General features: G+C 59.4%; 21 protein-coding genes and 1 pseudogene. 9 read left to right on the plus strand and 13 right to left on the minus strand.

What is annotated here, in order from left to right; all coding sequences use genetic code 11:
• Nucleotides 1-42: 42 nt before the first annotated feature.
• The 5 genes from TX23_RS08460 to TX23_RS08480 all read right to left on the minus strand — a co-directional run bounded on the left by TX23_RS08460 (nt 43) and on the right by TX23_RS08480 (nt 5,991).
• Nucleotides 43-771, minus strand: coding sequence for a carbonic anhydrase (locus TX23_RS08460; RefSeq protein ID WP_005783421.1), 729 nt, complete (start codon nt 769-771; stop codon nt 43-45).
• A gap of 229 nt (nt 772-1,000) precedes the next feature.
• Entirely contained in the window at nt 1,001-2,059 is a 1,059-nt protein-coding gene (locus tag TX23_RS08465) for a PA0069 family radical SAM protein (RefSeq protein WP_057701810.1), read from the minus strand.
• Between the two features lie 81 nt (nt 2,060-2,140).
• Nucleotides 2,141-3,439 (minus strand): cytochrome c, encoded by a 1,299-nt coding sequence (locus TX23_RS08470; RefSeq protein WP_057701811.1) that lies wholly within the window; start codon nt 3,437-3,439, stop codon nt 2,141-2,143.
• Between the two features lie 12 nt (nt 3,440-3,451).
• Nucleotides 3,452-5,236 (minus strand): GMC family oxidoreductase, encoded by a 1,785-nt coding sequence (locus TX23_RS08475; RefSeq protein WP_057701812.1) that lies wholly within the window; start codon nt 5,234-5,236, stop codon nt 3,452-3,454.
• A 2-nt stretch (nt 5,237-5,238) separates the two neighbouring features.
• On the minus strand, nt 5,239-5,991 hold the full coding sequence (locus TX23_RS08480; protein WP_057701813.1) for a gluconate 2-dehydrogenase subunit 3 family protein: 753 nt from the start codon (nt 5,989-5,991) through the stop codon (nt 5,239-5,241).
• Nucleotides 5,992-6,266: 275 nt separating this feature from the next.
• On the opposite strand from TX23_RS08480, the pseudogene TX23_RS08485 reads away from it, so the two are divergent.
• Nucleotides 6,267-6,720 (plus strand): annotated as a pseudogene (locus tag TX23_RS08485) (hypothetical protein).
• 108 nt (nt 6,721-6,828) lie between these two features.
• Here the strand turns inward: TX23_RS08485 and TX23_RS08490 are convergent.
• Together TX23_RS08490 and prlC are read right to left on the minus strand one after the other, a co-directional pair.
• On the minus strand, nt 6,829-7,104 hold the full coding sequence (locus TX23_RS08490; RefSeq protein ID WP_017528719.1) for a YheV family putative zinc ribbon protein: 276 nt from the start codon (nt 7,102-7,104) through the stop codon (nt 6,829-6,831).
• Entirely contained in the window at nt 7,101-9,152 is a 2,052-nt protein-coding gene (prlC, locus tag TX23_RS08495; protein WP_057701814.1) for an oligopeptidase A, read from the minus strand. The genes TX23_RS08490 and prlC overlap by 4 nt, the downstream gene beginning before the upstream one ends.
• A 102-nt stretch (nt 9,153-9,254) precedes the next feature.
• Here prlC and TX23_RS08500 point away from each other — a divergent pair, with 102 nt between their 5' ends.
• Nucleotides 9,255-9,797 (plus strand): gamma carbonic anhydrase family protein, encoded by a 543-nt coding sequence (locus TX23_RS08500; protein ID WP_057701815.1) that lies wholly within the window; start codon nt 9,255-9,257, stop codon nt 9,795-9,797.
• Nucleotides 9,794-10,453 (plus strand): HAD family hydrolase, encoded by a 660-nt coding sequence (locus tag TX23_RS08505; protein ID WP_057701816.1) that lies wholly within the window; start codon nt 9,794-9,796, stop codon nt 10,451-10,453. The genes TX23_RS08500 and TX23_RS08505 overlap by 4 nt, the downstream gene beginning before the upstream one ends.
• Nucleotides 10,454-10,548: 95 nt before the next feature.
• On the opposite strand, the gene TX23_RS08510 is transcribed toward TX23_RS08505, so the two are convergent.
• Nucleotides 10,549-11,592 (minus strand): aminopeptidase, encoded by a 1,044-nt coding sequence (locus TX23_RS08510; protein ID WP_057701817.1) that lies wholly within the window; start codon nt 11,590-11,592, stop codon nt 10,549-10,551.
• 110 nt (nt 11,593-11,702) lie between these two features.
• On the opposite strand from TX23_RS08510, the gene TX23_RS08515 reads away from it, so the two are divergent.
• On the plus strand, nt 11,703-12,125 hold the full coding sequence (locus TX23_RS08515; protein WP_057701818.1) for a PA0061/PA0062 family lipoprotein: 423 nt from the start codon (nt 11,703-11,705) through the stop codon (nt 12,123-12,125).
• Nucleotide 12,126: 1 nt separating this feature from the next.
• Here TX23_RS08515 and TX23_RS08520 read toward each other — a convergent pair whose 3' ends face one another.
• Together TX23_RS08520 and TX23_RS08525 are read right to left on the minus strand one after the other, a co-directional pair.
• Nucleotides 12,127-12,366 (minus strand): DUF1161 domain-containing protein, encoded by a 240-nt coding sequence (locus tag TX23_RS08520; protein ID WP_057701819.1) that lies wholly within the window; start codon nt 12,364-12,366, stop codon nt 12,127-12,129.
• Between the two features lie 146 nt (nt 12,367-12,512).
• Nucleotides 12,513-12,944: an OsmC family protein gene (locus TX23_RS08525; protein ID WP_003187311.1), complete on the minus strand. Its 432-nt coding sequence runs from the start codon at nt 12,942-12,944 to the stop codon at nt 12,513-12,515.
• Between the two features lie 218 nt (nt 12,945-13,162).
• Here TX23_RS08525 and TX23_RS08530 point away from each other — a divergent pair, with 218 nt between their 5' ends.
• On the plus strand, nt 13,163-14,164 hold the full coding sequence (locus TX23_RS08530) for an LLM class flavin-dependent oxidoreductase (RefSeq protein ID WP_057701820.1): 1,002 nt from the start codon (nt 13,163-13,165) through the stop codon (nt 14,162-14,164).
• A gap of 57 nt (nt 14,165-14,221) precedes the next feature.
• On the opposite strand, the gene TX23_RS08535 is transcribed toward TX23_RS08530, so the two are convergent.
• Both TX23_RS08535 and TX23_RS08540 read right to left on the minus strand, forming a co-directional pair.
• Complete coding sequence (locus TX23_RS08535) at nt 14,222-14,449, minus strand: DUF1161 domain-containing protein (RefSeq protein ID WP_057701821.1); 228 nt, start codon at nt 14,447-14,449, stop codon at nt 14,222-14,224.
• Nucleotides 14,450-14,565: 116 nt separating this feature from the next.
• Nucleotides 14,566-14,781, minus strand: coding sequence for a dodecin (locus tag TX23_RS08540; RefSeq protein ID WP_005783406.1), 216 nt, complete (start codon nt 14,779-14,781; stop codon nt 14,566-14,568).
• A gap of 157 nt (nt 14,782-14,938) precedes the next feature.
• Between TX23_RS08540 and TX23_RS08545 the strand changes: the two genes are divergently transcribed.
• Nucleotides 14,939-15,265 carry a DUF883 family protein gene (locus TX23_RS08545; protein ID WP_016969656.1) on the plus strand — a complete coding sequence of 109 codons (327 nt, stop codon included), beginning with the start codon at nt 14,939-14,941 and terminating at the stop codon, nt 15,263-15,265.
• A gap of 8 nt (nt 15,266-15,273) precedes the next feature.
• On the opposite strand, the gene TX23_RS08550 is transcribed toward TX23_RS08545, so the two are convergent.
• Nucleotides 15,274-16,170: a LysR family transcriptional regulator gene (locus tag TX23_RS08550; protein WP_057701822.1), complete on the minus strand. Its 897-nt coding sequence runs from the start codon at nt 16,168-16,170 to the stop codon at nt 15,274-15,276.
• Nucleotides 16,171-16,280: 110 nt separating this feature from the next.
• Between TX23_RS08550 and trpB the strand changes: the two genes are divergently transcribed.
• From trpB to TX23_RS08565, 3 genes are all read left to right on the plus strand, one after another.
• Nucleotides 16,281-17,507, plus strand: coding sequence for a tryptophan synthase subunit beta (gene trpB, locus TX23_RS08555; protein ID WP_057701823.1), 1,227 nt, complete (start codon nt 16,281-16,283; stop codon nt 17,505-17,507).
• Nucleotides 17,508-18,317, plus strand: coding sequence for a tryptophan synthase subunit alpha (trpA, locus tag TX23_RS08560; RefSeq protein WP_057701824.1), 810 nt, complete (start codon nt 17,508-17,510; stop codon nt 18,315-18,317).
• 171 nt (nt 18,318-18,488) lie between these two features.
• Nucleotides 18,489-20,156, plus strand: coding sequence for a BBE domain-containing protein (locus tag TX23_RS08565; RefSeq protein WP_057701825.1), 1,668 nt, complete (start codon nt 18,489-18,491; stop codon nt 20,154-20,156).
• The last annotated feature ends 5 nt before the right edge of the window (nt 20,157-20,161 follow it).

Raw genomic sequence — 20,161 nt, forward strand, 5'->3', positions numbered from 1 at the left:
TGCGTCCATGGCAGCCACCGCGTTACCCGGCAGGGAAGTGTGTTAGAAGCGCGCTTTAGGCGTCGCTGAAGGGATCGGCTCGGTGCCGTTCAGCGGTCGGAACGCCGCTTTGTCCGCATCGTAGGCTCGAATTTCGCTGGTCTCGATGTTGTAGATCCAGCCATGGATAAACAAATGACCATTGGCCATGCGCGAAGCCACGGAAGGGTGGGTGCGCAAATGTTGCAGTTGGGCGATAACGTTTTCTTCGGTCAGCACCGCCATGCTCTCGCCTTCGTTGGCGCAGTCGCAGTTGTCGTGGACCATGGTCTTGGCGACCTCGGCGTGACGCAACCATGCCTTGACCGTCGGCATCTTTTCCAGGCTGTCGGGGTTGAGTACCGCGCGCATGGCGCCGCAGTCGGAGTGCCCGCACACAATGATGTGCTGTACGCCAAGGGCAAGCACCGCGTATTCGATGGCCGTGGAGACGCCACCGTTCATCTGGCCGTAGGGAGGCACCACGTTACCGACGTTACGGGTCACGAACAGGTCGCCAGGGGAGCTTTGGGTAATCAGCTCGGGCACGATGCGCGAATCGGCGCAGGTAATGAACATTGCCCGTGGGCTCTGGGCCGTGGCAAGTTTCTTGAAGAGTTCTTCCTGCTGGGGGAAGACGTCGTGATGGAAATGCAAAAAGCCGTCAACGATATGTTGCAACGCTGCATCGGCGGACTCCGCCACAGGGGCTGAAGCCGACGCAGCCAACGGCTGTTTATCCTTGTCACTCATGATTCATCCTCTTGATCAATGCAGGGAAGGGGGTCAGGTCAATTCGACGCCAGCACAGTGAAATAGTTGTAAAAGCACCGCAGGCCAAGGCGTCGACTCGTCAGTCACTCGCTGAACAAGGTAACCACTGAAACTTAACTCAAACTGAATGAACCGCTCTAGAACGCGGGTTTCAGTGATGTCAAAACGCGACCATTCCTACAGCAACTTCACCGCCATCTTCTTCAGTTTACAACAATGCCATCTGCCTGCCCGGTGGGCAGAATACGCTGCAATCCAGGTTGAATCCTTCGCGTCGATTCAACCCCAAACGCTTGATCGCCTTGCTGAAGCGTTGAGCCAGCAAATCGGCAAACGGCCCTTCACCCCTCATGCGTACACCGAAGCGACTGTCATACACCTCACCGCCGCGCACCTGACGCACCAGGCTCATCACATGAGCCGCACGTTGCGGATAGTGTGCCGCCAGCCATTCCTCGAATAGCGGCGCTACCTCCAATGGCAGGCGCAGCATCATGTACGCCGCGCTTTGCGCACCGGCCGCATGAGCCTCGGTCAGCAGGCTTTCCAGCTCACTGTCGTTGATCATCGGAATCATCGGTGAGCACAACACGCCCACCGGGATACCCGCGTCGCGCATCACCCGAATGGCCCGCAATCGGGCCTTGGGCGCCGCCGTGCGGGGCTCCAGGATGCGCTTGAGCTCGTCATCCAGGCTGGTGAGGCTGATCATCACCGCCACCAGGCGCTGACGGGCCAACTCGGTGAGCAGGTCCAGATCACGCAGGATCAGCGAGCCCTTGGTGATGATCGTCACCGGGTGCCGGTAGCGTAGCAGCACTTCAAGGATTTGCCGCGTGATCCTGTATTCGCGCTCGATAGGCTGGTACGGATCGGTGTTGGAGCCCAGGTTGATCGGCGCGCACACATAGCCAGGCTTGGACAGCTGTTGCTCCAGCACATCGGCCGCATTGCTCTTGGCGATCAGCCGGGTCTCGAAGTCGAGCCCTGGCGACATGTCCCAATAGGCATGGCTGGGCCGCGCATAACAATAGATGCACCCATGCTCACAGCCGCGGTAAGGGTTGATCGAGCGATCGAACGGCAAATCCGGCGAGTTGTTGCGGGTGATGATGGTTTTGGCCATCTCGATACGTACCTCGGTGCCCTGAGTGGGCGGCACCTCCTGGTACCAGCCGTCGTCCTCGGCCACGCTGAGCGTAGGTGCAAACCGGTTATGCAGGTTGGTGGCCGTGCCCCGGCCCCGGGGCGGCAGCGCAGTAGTCATGAAAACGCCTCGATACTGTTTTTATATACAGTATCGAGACGCGAGGCTGCTGACCAGTGCCGTTGGGCGGCGGGGGTAAAATCAGTGCTTTTGCGTCACCTGCCCCAGATCATCACCCGAGGTGGTGTGCATATCGTTTTTGCGCAGGTCCGCCACATCGCTGGCGTTTACCGGAGCACCCTGGTTGCCCCAACTGCCACGGATAAAGCTGACCACATCCGCCACTTCCTGGTCCGACAAGCGCCAGGCGAACGCCGGCATGGTGAAGGTAGAAGGCGCAGTGTGCGTCGCCGGCAAGGTGCCGCCGTTCAGCACGATGTTGATCAACGAGGTGGCGTCCGCCGTCTGCACTACCGGGTTGCCCGCCAGCGCCGGGAACACCCGCGTATAGCCATGACCATCGGTGCGGTGGCAGGCCGCGCAGTTGTCGATATACACCGAGGCGCCCGCCTTGCTGTCATCGCCTTTCCAAAGCGCTTCGGCTACCTGCTTGTCGTACTGGTGCGGCTGGTCCTTCGGATCGACTGCCGGCAGGCTCTTGAGGTATCGGGCGATAGCCGTCAGGTCATCTTCCGACATGTACTGCATGCTATGGACGACAACATCGCTCATACCGCCGAACACCGCACTGCGGTCACTGCGGCCGGTCTTGAGAAACTGCACCAGTTGCTCTTCGCTCCAGCTGCCGAGGCCGTCCTTGTGGTCGCCGCGCAGGCTTTTCGCAATCCAGCCCTCCAGCGGCGCGCTGCCAGACAGGAAGTCATTGCCGTCAGTGGCACTCAGGGCTTTTTCCTGCATGGTCAGGGCACGCGGCGTATGGCAGGCGCCGCAATGTCCCAGGCCCTCCACCAGGTACGCGCCACGGCTGATCACCGGATCCGCAGCGGCTTGGGCCTGCTGCGCCTCGACCGCCGGCGCAAACATCCAGCGCCACGCGGCCAACGGCCAACGCATACTCAAAGGCCAGGGGATATCGCTGTCCTTGTTCTCTTGAGCGACCGGCTCGACGCCCTTCATGAAGTACGCATACAGCGCTTGCATATCGCTGTCGCTGACACGCGCGTAAGACGGGTAGGGCATCGCCGGGTAAAGCGTACTACCGTTCTTGGCGACGCCATGGCGCACGGCCTTGTCGAAGTCTTCGAAGCTGTAGTCGCCCAGGCCGGTTTTGTCCGGGGTGATGTTGGTGGAATAGATCACACCGATGGGGGTTTCCATCGGCAGGCCACCGGCGAAGGGTTTGCCACCCTTGGCGGTGTGGCAAGCCACGCAGTCGCCGGCACGTGCCAGGTATTCACCCTGCTTGATCAAGTCGGTTTCGGCGGCGCTGATCGAGCAACTGCTGAATAGCGCCAGGGAGGCGATAACGAATGCTTTCATGGTCATCGCTCCTTATGCCTGAACCAGTGGGCCGGGGTTTTTGAGGTACTGCTCGCGAATCGCTCGAGCCGACCAATAAGTCAACGCTGCCACCAGGCCGGTAGGGTTATAGCCCAAGCCTTGTGGGAAAGCAGACGCGCCCGGGACGAACACGTTGTGCACATCCCAGCACTGCAGGTAGCGGTTCAACGCACTGGTTTTCGGGTCGGTGCCCATGATCGCGCCACCGTTGAGGTGGGTGGTCTGATAGGAGGCGGTATTGAAATGCTCACCGACCTTTTTACCCAGCACGGCGATGGCCTTGGGGTTCATGGCTTGGGCCACTTTGCCCATTTTTTCCATCATGAAACGGTTCATCTTGATGTCGTTTTCTTGCCAGTCGAAGGTCATGCGCAGCAGCGGCAGGCCGTAGGCATCGCGGTAGACCGGGTCCAGGTCCAGGTAGTTGCTGCGGTAGGACTGATGGGCACCGTGGGAATCCATGGAGACCTGATGGGTGTAGTAATCGGCGGTGGCGCGCTTCCAGGCGCTGCCCCAGGCCGGCGTACCCGGCGGGTTGGAAGTACCGGCAATTGGCCGACTGCCCGCCTGGTTGACCCACATCGGCGAGCCTCCGACAAAACCGTGGGGGCCGTGGTCGAAGTTGTCGGCGTTGAAGTCGTCGATGGCCACGCCATTGCCGCCCGCACCGATAAAGTTGTTGGTGTGGGTGTCCTTGTCGAAGAACGCCTTGATGGTGCCCATGTTCTGGTAGGCGAAGTTCCTGCCTACCACGCCTTCATTGGTAATCGGGTCGTAGGGTTTGCCGATGCCGGACAGCAGCATCAGGCGCACGTTGTGGAACTGGAATGCGCCAAGAATCACCAGGTCGGCCGGTTGTTCGCATTCGCGGCCCTGAGCGTCGACATAGGTCACACCGGTGGCTTTTTTCTTGGTGCTGTCGAGGTTGACCTTGAGCACGTGGGAGTTGGGCCGCAACTCGAAGTTGGGTACCTGGCGCAGGGCCGGCAAGATGTTCACGTTCGGCGAGGCCTTGGAGTACATGTAGCACACGTAGCCACTGCAAAAACCGCAGAAGTTGCACGGGCCCATCTGTGCACCGTAGGGGTTGGTGTACGGCCCCGACGTGTTGGCCGACGGCAGGTTGTAAGGTTTGTAACCTACGTCGGTCGCCGCTTTCTGAAACAGCTGGGCGGAGACGGTATTTTTCTGCGCTTCAAGCGGGAACGGGTTGGAACGATCCGGTGCGTAGGGGTTGCCGCCACGGCCTTCGCCGACCAGTTGGCCTTTAACGGTCCAGGCTTGCCCGGAGGTGCCGAAGACTTTTTCCGCATAGTCGAAAAACGGCTCCAGCTCTTCATAGCTGACGCCGAAGTCCTGGATGGTCATGTCCTTGGGAATGAAGTTCTTCCCGTAGCGCTCTTCGTAATGGCTGCGCATACGCAACTCGATCGGATCAACGCGAAAATGCACGCCCGACCAGTGCAGCCCCGCGCCACCAACGCCATTACCCGGCAAGAACGCGCCCAACTGACGATTGGGCAGGGCAACGTCATTCACGCTGTGGCGAATGGTCACCGTTTCTTTGGAGATGTCCTGGAACAGCTTCTTACGCACGCTGTAGGTCAATTCGTCGATGACCTGGGGATAGTTGCCGTCTGGGTAAGTGTCCTGCATCGGGCCGCGCTCCAGCGCTACCACGTTGAGGCCAGCTTCTGTCAGCTCCTTGGCCATGATTGCGCCGGTCCAGCCGAAACCAACAATCACCGCATCCACTTTCTTCATGATGGTCGCCACGTTTATGCCCTCTCGCCGCGAATGGAAACAGCCGGGAAGGGGTATTGCTCGTTGCGTTCCACCCAATCCATAAAGTCGGCACGGGCGCCGGGGAAGCCGATCATGGTCCAGCCGACCATGCCTTTATTACCGCCGTGGATAGGGTCGCAGAAGAAACCTTCCTTGGTGTTTTGCAGCAAAAGGTTAAAGAACATCCTGGGCGGCACGGCGTCGAAGTGCGCCGCCACTTCGCTGCCGCCAGCCTCCAGACGCCTAAGCATATCGTCTCGGGTAGCGCTGTCTTGATCAGCAAAAGCTTTACCGTTGAACGCTTTCAACCACGCATCCGTAGCAGCAATACCCAGGCGATAGATCTCCTTGGGCACCAATTTGCTCTGCCAGCCCATCTCCGGCGCTGCATCGGCGTTAAACGGGCCTTGCATGAACCACAGGGCGCCACTGGCGTAAGGGGTGTTCATCTGGCGGTCGATGTATTCCGGCGCGCCAGCCTCCAGAGCGCCTGGGCCTTGGGCGTCAGCGGGAATCAGGCGCTCGACGGCGGCGTTGATAAACGCCCATTCCTCGGCCGTGAAATAGCTCGGCTCATAGGCTTTACCGCTCGCCGCAGGTTTGGCTGGCGCCGCCTGGGCAGGCTCAGGCGTGGCCATCAGCATCGAACCACCCAGGCCGGTGCTGGCAACCGTGACCACCGGGATCAAGGTCAAGGATTTGCGTAGAAAGTCACGCCGGGGGTTGTCTTGATCTTGATCAGACATGGGTACACCTCATCATGTGGTCACGGGTTTATCCGCCGCTTCTGGGAGCAGCGTGAAGGCTTTGTCGCTAATTGGATCCAAGCAGATACAGCACAATGGCAAACATTAGTTACAAATGATAGCAGGCTAAGAATTCAGCGATATCGCTCCGGTGACAAAAACACCGGATCAGATCGCAAGTATCACGATTCTTTGACGCCGACCTCACGCTGTATTGACCCGCTTTAAGTGACTCTGCGGCCCATCAGCCACTTCCCAGCTCAGTCACAACGTTCCTGTTCAACACACGCTTACTGCTGGTTCTCGGCCTGGCGCTCATGAGCCTGTTCAACACCGTACAAGCCGATGAGGCTGCGTCGATCCGCTCGCCGGAATGGGCCCAGCCGGTGGGTAACCAATACAACCTGCACCAAATGACACCCACGCTCTATCGCAGCGCCTTGCCGGACGAGCGTGCGCTGCCCCTATTGCAGAAACTCAGGATCGCTACGGTCATCAACTTCCTGCCGGAATCTGATGCGCAGTGGCTTCAATCATCTGATATCAAACAGGTGTAGTTGAGCTATCGCACCAACCACGTCAACGATTCCGAGGTGCTGGCGGCGATCAGAGCGATTCAGGCAGTTGCGTACAGCTTTGGCGAATGGGGATTGCAGCACCAGCGCCTTTGCGTTGTGCCCAATGAAAGACTGGATCACCACTACGGGCCAGGAAGAGAAAAAACTGTAGGAGCGAGCTTGCTCGCGAAAAACTCAACAACGCCGCTGTTTATCCAGGAAACGCGCGTTTTCGTTGACGTTCTTCGCGAGCAAGCTCGCTCCTACAGTGGGCGCGGCTTTAGTCTTTTTTCAGCTTCGGGTTGGGGAAGAACTGCACTGCCTGCACTTTAGGGTCCGCCGGCGCTTTCAACGCCGACGTATTGACCCGCGTGCCCAGCTCTTTAGGCACCGACAGGCCTTGATCATTCAGCGTATCGGTATACCCGCAGGCCACGCATTCGCGGTGCGGCACGCTGTCTTCGGTCCACATCTTCAACTTGTCCGGCTCGCTGCACGCCGGGCAGACCGCCCCGGCGATAAATTGCTTTTTGGTAATCACAGGCCCTTCACTCATGCTGCCGCGTCCTCACTCAAGCCGCTGTGGCGCAAGAGTGCGTCAATCGACGGCGCCCGTCCGCGGAAATCGACGAACAGCACCATCGGCGCCTGGGAACCGCCACGCGCCAGGATCGCTTCGCGAAACGCACGCCCGGTCTGGGCATTGAGCACGCCGTCTTCTTCGAACTTGGAGAAGGCGTCGGCCGAAAGCACTTCGGCCCATTTGTAGCTGTAGTAACCCGCCGCATAACCACCGGCGAAAATGTGCGCGAAGCTGTTGGGGAAACGGTTGTAGGCCGGCGGACGCATCACCGAAACTTCATCGCGTACACCTTCAAGCACCTGGGCCGCACTGCGGCCATCGCCATGGGTGGCGTGCAGCTCGAAGTCGAACAACGAAAACTCTAGCTGGCGGACCATCATCAGGCCGGACTGGAAGTTTTTCGCGGCGAGCATTTTTTCCAGCAGGTCCTGAGGCAGTGGCTCACCGGTTTGGTAATGGCCGGAGATCAGCGCCAGGCCCTCGGGCTCCCAGCACCAGTTCTCCATGAATTGGCTCGGCAATTCCACGGCATCCCACGCCACGCCGTTGATGCCGGATACACCGGCGTGTTCAACGCGGGTCAGCAGGTGATGCAGGCCGTGGCCGAATTCGTGGAACAGAGTGGTGACTTCATCATGGGTCAGCAGCGCAGGCTTGCCGCTGTCGGCCGGCGTGAAGTTGCACACCAGGTTGGCGACCGGGCTTTGCAACACGCCATCGACGGTGCGACGACGATCGCGGGCACCGTCCATCCAGGCACCGCCACGCTTGTTGGCACGGGCATACAGGTCAAAGAAGAAGCGCCCGACATGCTCGCCGTTTTCCTTGATTTCAAACAGGCGAACGTCAGGGTGCCAGGTGTCGAAACCCTTCTGCTCGGCAATCTCGATGCCGTACAGGCGCTGCACGATGGCAAACAGACCGCCCAGCACCTTGTCGATCGGGAAGTACGCACGCAGCGCTTCCTGAGACACGCTGTAGCGCTGCTCACGCAATTTTTCGCCATAGAAACCGCTGTCCCAGCTTTGCAGGTCGGCGCAGCCTTGTTCGGCGGCGTATGCCTTGAGCTGTTGCAAGTCCTGGGTAGCAAACGGCTTGCTGCGCTTGGCCAGGTCCCGCAGGAAGCTCAGCACCTGATCGCTGGATTCGGCCATCTTGGTCGCCAGGCTCAACTCGGCGAAGGAGGCATAACCCAATAATTGGGCCAGCTCCTGACGCAGGTCGAGGATCTGTTCCATCACCGGGCCGTTATCGTTCTGACCGGCATTTGGGCCTTGGTCCGACGCACGGGTGCAGTAGGCCGCGTAGACCTCTTCACGCAGGGCGCGGTCCTGGGCATAGGTCATCACGGCGTAATAGCTGGGGAATTCCAGGGTGATCAACCAGCCATCGAGGCCCTTGGCCTGGGCGGCCGCAGCCATTTGCGCCTTGGCCGAGTCAGTCAAGCCGGCAAGGGTGGTTTCATCGGTGACGTGTTTGGTCCAGGCCTGGGTAGCGTCCAGCAACTGGTTGGAGAATTTGCTGCCCAGCTCGGACAGCTTGCTTTGCACTTCGGCGTAGCGCTTTTGCTGCTCCGGCGGCAAGTCGATACCCGACAGGCGGAAATCGCGCAGGGAATGCTCCAGAATGGTTTTTTGCGCCACGTCGAAACCCGCGGCCTCGGGGCTGTTGGCCAAGGCTTCGAAAGCCTGGAACAGTTCACGGTTCTGGCCCATCTCGGTGGAGTAAGCGCTCAAGGCCGGCAGGCAAGCCTCGTAGGCTTCACGCAGCTCGGCGCTGTTGCATACGGCATTGAGGTGGCTGACCGGGCTCCAGGCGGCGCCAAGGCGATCATTGAGCTCATCCATGGCCAGGACCAGACCGGCCCATGTCGGATTTTTGCCCTGGCTTTGCAGGATGTCTGCGATAGCCAAACGGTTGTCGGCAAGGATCTGTTCGATGGCCGGCTGGACGTGCTCGGCACGAATCGCCGAGAACGGCGGCAGGTCGTAGGACTGCAAAAGAGGGTTGTTCGCGCTCACGGTGGGCACCTTGGCTGAAGAAACATGTAAGAACAAAGATGGGGCCATCTTAATTACAATCAACACCCACCGCAGCTATCAGCAGAAGAGAGAGAGGCTATCGTGACCCTTCGCACCTATCAGAACCACACGCCAACCCTGGGCGCCGGGGCTTTTGTCGATATTTCGGCGGTGGTGATCGGCGACGTCGAAATCGGCGCCGACAGCTCGGTGTGGCCGCTGACGGTGATTCGCGGCGACATGCACCGCATCCGCATCGGCGCCCGCACCAGCGTGCAGGACGGCTGCGTGCTGCACATCACCCATGCAGGGCCGTTCAATCCCGAGGGTTTCCCGCTGCTGATCGGCGACGACGTGACCATCGCCCATAAGGTCATGCTGCATGGCTGCACCGTCGGCAACCGAATCCTGATCGGCATGGGCAGCATTGTGATGGACGGTGCCGTGGTTGAAGACGACGTCATCATCGGCGCCGGCAGCCTGGTGCCGCCTGGCAAGAAACTCAACAGCGGCTTCCTGTACGTGGGCAGCCCGGTTAAACAGGTCCGCGCGCTGACGGACAAGGAGCGTGCCTTTTTCACTTACAGCGCAGCGAACTACGTGAAGCTCAAAGACCTGCACCTGGCAGAAGGATTCGATCAATGACCCTCAACCACCCAACGGTCCTCTTCGACCTGGACGGCACGCTCACCGACCCGCGTGAGGGCATTACCCGCTCGATCCAGTACGCTCTTGGCAAATTGGGTATCGACGAACCCGACCTGACCAAGCTTGAGCACTTCATCGGCCCGCCTCTGCTGCAAGCGTTCATGCAGTTCTACGGTTTCGACGAGGCCAAGGCCTGGGAAGCGGTAAATTTCTACCGTGAGCGCTTCAAGGTCACCGGTTTGTATGAAAACCGCGTGTTCGACGGCGTGATGCCATTGCTGGAGGAACTCAACAGCCAAGGGCGCCAGCTGTACGTGGCTACCTCCAAGCCGTGGGAATTTGCCCGCGAGATTGCGCGGCATTTCGACTTCGCCAAGCACTTCAAGGTGATCTACGGCAGTGAGCTGGACGGCACGCGTACCAACAAGGTCGAATTGATCGCGCATTTGATGCGTGAGGAACGGCTGGACCCGGCCACCACCCTGATGATCGGTGATCGCAAGCATGACTTGATAGGGGCACGCAGTAATGGGCTGGATTCAGCCGCCGTGGGGTATGGGTTTGGTAGTTTTGAAGAGCTGAATGCAGAGGCACCGACCTGGCATTTCGAGACGTTGGACCAGATGCATCAGGCGTTTTTGCAGCGGCCTTGAGACCGCTTTCGCAGGCAAGCCAGCTCCCACAGTTGACCGCGTTCTCATGTTGCAAATCGGTCAACTGTGGGAGCTGGCTTGCCTGCAATAAGGCCCTAAAGGCCAACCTTCTCCAACTGCCTCAACGCCGCCTTACGCTGCTCCACCGGCAGCTCACCCAACTTCTCCACCGCCGCATAAAACCTCACCCAATCCCCACCTTCCTGCGCAAACAACGCCGCAAACGCCGGCACCCACTGGTCATACAGCCCGAACGGCAACAGCCGTGCGTTATTCATCGGCTGGTTGATCCACGCGTCATACCGCTTGTCTGCGCCCCATTGGCTATCGCGCAGTTGCCGGTATTCACTGCGCAATTGCTCGAATTGCGCCGCTTTGGCCAGGCGCATCACGTTTGCGGCCAACGGCTGCGCGTACAGCGCTTGCAGGCGTTTACGCGTACCCAGAATCAGCCGGATAAATTCATCACGCTGCTTGAGCGCCGCATCGCTGACCGGCGCCAGGCCCCTGGCCGCACGCCATTGGCGGGTGCCTTCCTGTTCGACGAAGCTGGCGTAGGACTCGTTGAACTCGGTGTCATCCTTCACGTAAAAACGCTGGTGGGCCAGTTCATGGAAAATCAGGGTGGCGAGGCGCTCATCGCCCCAACTCATCATCGAGCTCATGATCGGGTCGTTAAACCAACCCAGGGTGGAATAGGCTTCGACGCCACCGATCGACACGTCCATGCCCTGTTGGCGCAACAGCGCCGCTTCGCCCCGCGCCGCACCTTGGCTGTAATAGCCGCGATAGGCGACGCAACCGGCAATCGGGAAGCAATGGTTTTCAGGCGACAGTGAAAATTCCTGCGTGGCGAACACATTCCAGACCACATAGGGTCGGCCAATATCGGCGTACAAGCGGTAACTTTGGTTGTCAGGCAGATGCAACTGCTCACTGGCAAAGGTTCGCGCTTTCTGCGATTGAGCAAGGTGCTCGCGCAGCAATTGCGGGCGAGAAGGGTCGGCGATGACCTCGGCAACCGGTTCCCGGGCCCGTAGCAATTGCCACTGACCGCTCGCCAACTGGCTGTAGTAATTGACGCTGGAGCAACCGCTGAGCAGCACAACCATCAACCCTGGAAGAAAACGCCTGATCATGCCCCGACTGCTCCTGGCTGGTTTATTCGCCAGACTATCGCGCTTGAATGGGATTTTTCCACGGCGCAGCGTGTTTATACTCAAACCTCTCCTTGCGTCGAGTACTCGCCATGCGTCAATTTTTTCTTGCAGTCGCCGCCCTGTTGCTCGGCGCTTGCACCTCGACACCCATCCCGCCTGTCGACCCGCAACAGGCCTGGGTGGATTTCACCACGCCGACGCCGGGCTCAAAACTGGTGATGGCTCAGCGCCTGGATGGAAAAAACCTCAACGACGGGCGCTACTTCCAAATGCCTCCCGGCCCTCACGAGCTGATGGTGCGCTTTGACTTTGAAGTGCCCGCTGGCGGCGGTTTGGGTGGCCTGAGCCAGATGATGTATCGGACCTGCTTCATGACCCTGCAGTACGACCATTTCCAGGCCGGCCAACGCTATGTGCTTGAAGGTCGCTCGCTGGCGTTCACGCCCAACATCCGGCTCTATGACTCAGCGCGCCAGTTGCTGGCAGAAGAACGCAGCGTGAACTGCATCTGAATCAGTCGTCGTTTTTCTGATAAAGAATGCGCTTGGTACCGTTTTCACACGAACCGACGATCATCGCTTCGTCGTGATTCTTGGCTTCTTCGGCCGTGATGATTTCCAGGGTGTAGGACGGAATCGCCTTGGCCTGGATCTTCACTTCGATTTCTTTCCTGAGCTCTTCACAATCTTTTGGCGCGGCCACGGCCGAAGTGGCCAATACACCGCAGATGATTGCCAAGGCAAAACGTTTCATGTGTGTAGCTCCCTGAATGCGCTGCGCACGAGTGTGCGCCTAGGCTGCATGGGCTATTCGACCACATTTCGCAAACACGAGTTCTACTTTAAGCGCCAAACTGGATATGAGAGGGAGTTTGCCCCCTCCCATAAGCAAGTGCGGTGTCAGTTGACCAGCGTGGCATCCAGGGTGATGGTGGCATTCAGCACTTTGGACACTGGGCATCCTTCCTTGGCCTTTTTGCTCAGCTCATCGAACTGCGCCTGGCTCGCGCCCGGGATCTTGGCCTTGAGGATCAGATGCACGGCAGTAATCGCAAAACCGCCCTCGACCTGGTCCAGGGTCACTTCGGCCTGGGTATCAATGCTGTCAGCCTTGAGCCCGGCGTCGCCAAGAATCATGGAAAACGCCATGGAGAAACAGCCGGCGTGAGCTGCGCCGATAAGCTCTTCAGGGTTGGTGCCCTTGCCGCCTTCGAAACGGGCCTTGAAGCCGTAGGGCGCTTCGCGCAGCACGCCAGTTTCGGTGGAGATCGAACCCAGGCCAGTCTTCAGATCACCTTCCCAATGCGCGGATGCCTTTTTAACGATACTCATAGCTTTCTCCTCGAACGGTGGTTTTGCGTCAGTAAGGGTTCTGAGGATAGACGCCTCGGCAAAGTTCACTCGTAAGAAAAACCTAGTGATTAAGTAGGAAATTTCGCGGCTACTATTGAATCTCGGGTATATGCCCTCATTGCATAGGATATGCACATGCAGCGGCAGGTTTTAGCTCGTTTAAAAAAGCCTGTACGCCCTATTGGAGAAGCAGGCTGATGAAATCGCTGTCCGACGTTAAGTTTTCGACCCTCGACCTGGTGCCCGTGCGTGCCAATGGCAGCCCGGCGCAGTCGCTGCGCAATTCTCTGGATTTGGCCCAGCACGTGGAAAAGTTCGGCTACACCCGCTTCTGGGTAGCCGAGCACCACAATATGGATGGCATCGCCAGTTCAGCCACCTCGGTACTGCTCGGCTATCTGGCCGGCGGCACCTCGACCATTCGCGTCGGTTCCGGCGGCGTCATGTTGCCTAACCACGCGCCCTTGGTGATTGCCGAACAGTTCGGCACCCTGGAAAGCCTCTACCCCGGTCGTATCGACCTGGGCCTGGGCCGCGCGCCCGGCTCCGACCAGATGACCGCCCGCGCCCTGCGCCGCGAACGCTCCGGCAGTGCCGATGACTTCCCCGAAGACGTGGCCGAACTCATGGCCTACCTGGGCCCGCGCACGCCAGACCAACGGGTAATCGCCGTGCCGGGCACAGGCACCAATGTGCCAGTCTGGCTATTGGGTTCTAGCCTGTTCAGCGCGCAATTGGCCGGTGAGCGCGGCTTGCCCTACGCCTTCGCCTCCCATTTCGCCCCGCGCCTGATGCATGAGGCGATTCGTGTGTATCGCAATCACTTCAAGCCTTCGGCGGTGCTGGATAAGCCCTACGTGATGCTTGGCATTCCGCTTGTGGCAGCCGACACCGATGAGCAGGCCGATTACCTGGCCACCTCGGTGTACCAGCGTATTCTCGCGTTGATGCGCGGCCAGAGCCTGGTGCAGCGCCCTCCAGTCAAAACCATGGACGGCCTGTGGTTGCCCCATGAAAAAGACGCGGTCGGTAGCTTCCTTGGTTTGGCCATGGTGGGCAGCCCGGCGAAGATTCGCGCCAAGCTGGAGGTGTTGATCGAGCAGACCGGCGCCGATGAGCTGATTTTTACCAGTGACCTGTATGAGCACGCCGATCGGATTCATTCCTACGAGCTGCTTGCACAAGTGATGAAGGGCTGAAATCCAGGCGAAAAAAACCGACGCACTTGCGTCGGTTTTTATGTCCACAACACGAGATTAACCGCGCTTGTAGGCAATTTCCTTGGTGCCACCTTCGCAGGTGCCAACTACTTTGTGGTCACTTGGCGTAGCACCTTTGTCCACCACTTCCAGCGAATACCCCGAAGCACCCTTGGCGTCGATTTTCGCGGCAATTTCGCTTTTCAGCTCTTCACAAGGCTTGCCCGCCGCCATCGCCGTACCCGCAATGCTCAACAAACCCACCGCCAACAGAAACTTCTTCATCCGTTACTTTCCTTGCGCTGATCAAAAAGAGCGTGCCAACGCTCATCGCATCGGCACGCATTCGTTGTAGCGCAGGTTATGGCAATCGGCCAGCGGGCAAAGTTCAACTCTGCCGATTAACTACTGGCAATTCGGAATCCCACTTTGAGCGTGACCTGGAAGTGCGCAGCCTTGCCGTCCTTGATGTGACCACGGGTTTCGGTCACCTCAAACCACTCCAGGTGCTTGATGCTTTTGTTGGCTTCAGCCAAAGCATTGTTGATTGCGTCTTCAATGCTGGTAGTGGAAGAGCCCACCAGTTCGACTTTTTTGTAGGTGTGATGATCACTCATGGCGTTTCTCCTGTAGGTCGTCAATCAAGACTAGCAGCGAATGTGCTTACTGCTTCTGGCGACCGCTGGGAGGTGAAAGTTCAGAATTACTGCACTTTCTGAAACCGGCGCAGTCGGTATCTACACACGTCACTCAATCACTTCAGGAGATGTCCACATGGCCAACACTTCTTTACGCAAAGCGTCGCTGGAAAGCATGGAAGCCGAGATTTCGAGCCTGCTCAAATCTCTGGAGAGCCTCAAGGACGACGCGTCCGATGAGTCGCGCAAAACGCTGAAGGCCTTGAAAAGCAATGCCGAGAACGCCCTCAAGCACTCTCGCCACCTGATCAGCGACGCCTACGAGGAAAGCAAAGTCAAAATCCGCGAAACCGGTGCTGCTACCCGCGACTACGCCCAAGAGCACCCATGGACCACCGCCGGCGTCGCCGTCGGTGCATTGGGCCTGCTGGCCGCCTACCTGCTGTGCAAGCGCGGTGACTGATTAACCGGTTACACGGGTTGGCGCAACAGCTCAGCCTTGAGCCATTGCGCCAACTGCCCGGCGCGTCCGTCCGCGGCGCGCTTGGGTAGCCACAATGCCAGGTGCGCCGGGGTTTCGCTGAAGCCCCACGGCGCCACCAGGCGACCCGCTCGCAGGTCCTCTGCCACCAGCGGTTCTGGCGCAATTGCCACTCCCAGTCCGGCTACTGCCGCTTCCAGCAAATAATATAAATGCTCAAAACCCTGGCCGAGTTTCAACGCGCCGGGCTCGATGCCGTGTTGCCGCGCCCAGCTGGGCCAGGCTTGGGGGCGTGAGGTGGTGTGCAACAACGCTTCGCTTAACAACGCGGTCGCCGGAGCCTGACGCAACTGTTCGAAACCTGCAAAACGAGGGCTCAGGACCGGGCCGATACGCTCGCTGGCCAGCTCATACACCTGCATATCGGCCGGCCACGGCGGCTCGGCGAATACCAGCAAAGCGTCCAGCCCAGGGCGGCGAGGGTCAAGATCGCCTTCTCCCGCCGACAGGTGCAGGCGCAAATCGGGCAGGTCCGCATTCAAGCGCCCCAACCGCGGGATAAACCAGCGTGCCAGCAAGCTGCCCGAGCAGCCGAGCACGAAGGGCGCGTCGGCGCCGCTTTGGGTGAGTTCGGCGCACACGTCCCGCAGCCGCTCGAACGCCTCTGCGCTGGCATCACGAAGCCGTACGCCCGCATCTGTGAGTTTAAGGCCACGTCCATCCTTGACGAACAAGCTCACACCCAGATGTTCTTCCAATACTTTCAGCTGCCGGCTCACCGCACCGTGGGTCACGTGCAGTTGCTGTGCAGCTTGGCTGACGCTACTGAGGCGGGCGGTGGCTTCAAAAGCACGCAGGGCATTGAGGGGTGGAAGGTCGCGGCTCATATGTGAGTTTTCCTGACAGGTTACGGCGATCTTATCGGTTTTCAGGCCCAAGCGTCAGGGGTAGAGTGGTGGTCATTGCCTCTCACACACATTTATTCCTGGAGCGTCCCATGACCCAGTCCCAGACCGATCTACGCAATGGCCCTGACGCCAGTGGCCTGTTTGGTGCGTTCGGCGGCCGCTACGTGGCCGAAACCCTGATGCCGTTGATCCTCGACCTGGCCCGTGAATACGAAGCGGCCAAGGTGGATCCGGCGTTCAATGAAGAATTGGCCTACTTCCAGCGCGATTACGTTGGACGGCCAAGCCCGCTGTACTTTGCCGAACGCCTGACCGAGTTTTGTGGCGGCGCCAAGATCTACCTCAAGCGCGAAGAGCTCAACCACACCGGCGCGCACAAGATCAACAATTGCATCGGCCAGATCCTGCTGGCGCGGCGCATGGGCAAAAAACGCATCATCGCCGAGACCGGCGCCGGTATGCACGGCGTGGCCACCGCTACCGTTGCCGCACGCTTTGGCTTGCAGTGCGTGATCTACATGGGCACCACCGACATTGAGCGCCAGCAGGCTAACGTGTTCCGCATGAAGCTGTTGGGCGCCGAAGTGATCCCAGTGGTCGCCGGCACCGGCACCCTCAAAGACGCCATGAACGAAGCCCTGCGTGACTGGGTGACCAACGTCGACAGCACCTTCTACCTGATCGGCACCGTGGCCGGTCCGCACCCATATCCGGCGATGGTGCGCGACTTCCAGGCCGTGATCGGCAAGGAAACCCGCACCCAGCTGCAAGCCCAGGAAGGCCGCCTGCCGGACAGCCTGGTGGCGTGCATCGGTGGCGGCTCCAACGCCATGGGCCTGTTCCACCCGTTCCTGGATGACACCAGCGTCGACATCATCGGCGTGGAAGCTGCCGGCCATGGCATTGAAACCGGCAAGCACGCCGCCAGCCTCAACGGCGGCGTACCCGGCGTGCTGCACGGCAACCGCACCTTCCTGCTGCAGGACGACGACGGCCAGATCATCGACGCCCATTCGATTTCCGCCGGCCTTGATTACCCAGGCATCGGCCCTGAACACGCCTGGTTGCATGACATTGGCCGCGTCCAGTACACCTCGGTAACTGACGACGAAGCCCTGGATGCCTTCCACAAATGCTGCCGCCTGGAAGGGATTATTCCCGCACTGGAAAGCGCCCACGCCCTGGCTGAAGTGTTCAAGCGCGCACCCACCCTGCCCAAGGATCATCTGATGGTGGTCAACCTCTCCGGCCGTGGCGACAAAGATATGCAGACCGTGATGCATCACATGGAACAGTCCAAGCAGGAGAAACACTAAATGAGCCGCCTGCAAACCCGCTTTGCGCAACTCAAGGAACAAAACCGTGCCGCCCTGGTGACCTTCGTCACCGCTGGCGACCCGGGCTATGACGCCTCGCTGGCGATCCTCAAGGGCTTGCCGGCAGCCGGCGCCGACGTGATCGAGCTGGGTATGCCCTTCACCGACCCGATGGCCGACGGCCCGGCCATTCAACTGGCCAATATCCGTGCATTGGAGGCCAAGCAAAACCTGGCGAAAACCCTGCAAATGGTGCGCGAGTTCCGCACCGGCGACAGCGACACACCCCTGGTGTTGATGGGCTACTTCAACCCGATTCACAAATACGGTGTGCCGCAGTTTATTGCCGATGCGAAGGCAGCCGGCGTCGACGGCCTGATCGTGGTCGACATGCCACCTGAGCACAATGGCGAGCTGTGCGACCCGGCTCAGGCCGCAGGCATCGACTTTATCCGCCTGACCACGCCGACCACCGATGACGTGCGTTTGCCGACGGTGCTCAATGGCAGTTCCGGCTTTGTGTATTACGTGTCGGTAGCAGGCGTGACCGGCGCCGGTGCCGCCACGCTGGAACATGTCGAAGAAGCGGTCACGCGTCTGCGTCGCCACACCGACCTGCCGATCAGCATCGGCTTCGGTATTCGTACACCGGAACAAGCAGCGGCGATTGCGCGCCTGGCCGACGGTGTGGTGGTGGGTTCGGCACTGATCGATCACATTGCCAATGCCGACAGCGACCAGCAAGCGATCGATGGCGTGCTGAGTCATTGCGCGGCGCTGTCGGCAGGTGTGCGTAACGCACGCAAGTAAGCACCTGCGTGTTGATACTTGCGCTACGCTTGAGGGGTGACGCTACGTCACCCCCAACGCACTTCCATGCCTATAGCCGTCTAACCGCCCCCGCAAGCCCCCCGCATTTCTTGCCCCACGGTCGTTAAGTTAGTTGCATCAGAAGTCATCCCTGGCTCTCAGGAGTACATCATGGCCTTTGATCTTATTACCGCTTCAGACCCCCGTCATTCAACCTTGCAAAAGGGCTTTAACCTGCGCTGGCCCCGAGGCAATGTGCAGGGTCAGTCTTCGCAAAATGGCGCCAACCTGATCTACCTCTGCCAAAGTCCACAAGACATTATTGACGCCGCGGCGCAGGCATTGGCCCTTGCCAATGGGCGCATTACGGTACGCAGCGGTGGCCATTGCTATGAAGGTTTCGTCGCCAACAAGATGCCCGATAGCCCACATGAGGTGCTGTCGATCCTGGATATCAGTGCGCTTAACCGAGTGGTCTACGACGCCAACGGGCAAATCGGCTCCGAGCTGATCCCCGGCGCAACTGAACGCTATAGCTTTCGCCTGGAAGCCGGCGGCCAAAACTGGGACGCCTATGTCGCGTTATACAAGCTGGCCAACAAAACCCTGCCCGGTGGCTCGTGTTACTCCGTGGGCTTGGGCGGGCATATCTGTGGCGGTGGGTATGGCTTGCTGTCGCGAAAATATGGGTTGGTGTGTGACTGGCTGAGCGGGGTGGATATCCTGGTGCCTGATAGCCAGGGCAAGGGCCTCGTACCGCGTCATGTTTCCAGGCACAGCATCGACCAGGACGAACTGGACCTGTTTGCCGCGTGCTGCGGTGCGGGTGGCGGGCAGTTCGGCATCATCACCAGCTATTACTTCAAAGACCTGCCACCGGCACCGAAAGAGGTGCTGTGGCTGGTATTGGAATGGGACTGGTCGGTACTGACCAAGCCTGCACTCGATAACCTGCTGGTGGCCTATCAGTCTTGGTTCGCCAGCAATCAAAGCAACACGGACACTTGGGGCCTGGCGACCAAGCTGGAGATGCGCCATCAGCACACGGGCAATGTGACGTTGGGTATTCACTACGTTGACAAGGACGGTGCATTGAACGATCGAGCCCCTTTCGACGATTTTGTCGGCAAAATGCTGACCGCCATCGGGTTGCCTGCTACCGAGTCACTGGTGCCGTTTCACGTCATCCATCAGCCGCGTGGCAGCTGCGCCGGGCGCGTCATTAATTCATTGGCGTCCGCCGAGCAAGCTACCCAACGCCTGGATTGGCTGGTATGCCAACAGACATTGAATGGCTCGGGAGACAACCAGCGTGGGCGTTATAAGTCGGCTTACCAGAAGGGCGCGTTCAGCCCTCAAGTACTGGACGCCATCTGGACCACATTGACCTGGCCAGACCCTGATATCCACCTGACACAAAGCCTTATCCAGATTCAGTCTTTCGGCGGCCAGATCAATGCCGCCAGCGGGCCGGTGCGCAGGGAGTCGTCAGCCGCTCAGCGCTCGTCATACCTGAAGTGGCAACCACAATGTTACTGGCGCGGCGACAGCGCCGCCTCCGATCAGGCTCATGCCGACTGGATCCGAGGGCTGTACTTCAACGCGTTTGCCGATGATCACGGGGTGCCAATCAATAATGCGTTCGAAGGGTGCTACATCAACTACCCGGACCTCGACATGACACACATTGGCGGCAATCCGAGCCATGCCAAAAACCCAGACTGGTACAAGGTTTTCTTCCCTGACCTCATGATCGCAAGCCGCCTGCGACGCACTAAAAAATACTGGGATCCGCACAATGTGTTTCGCAACGAGATGTCCGTGCCATCAGCGCCATAACAATG

The sequence above is a fragment of the Pseudomonas paralactis genome (assembly GCF_001439735.1).
Classification (GTDB): domain Bacteria; phylum Pseudomonadota; class Gammaproteobacteria; order Pseudomonadales; family Pseudomonadaceae; genus Aquipseudomonas; species Aquipseudomonas paralactis.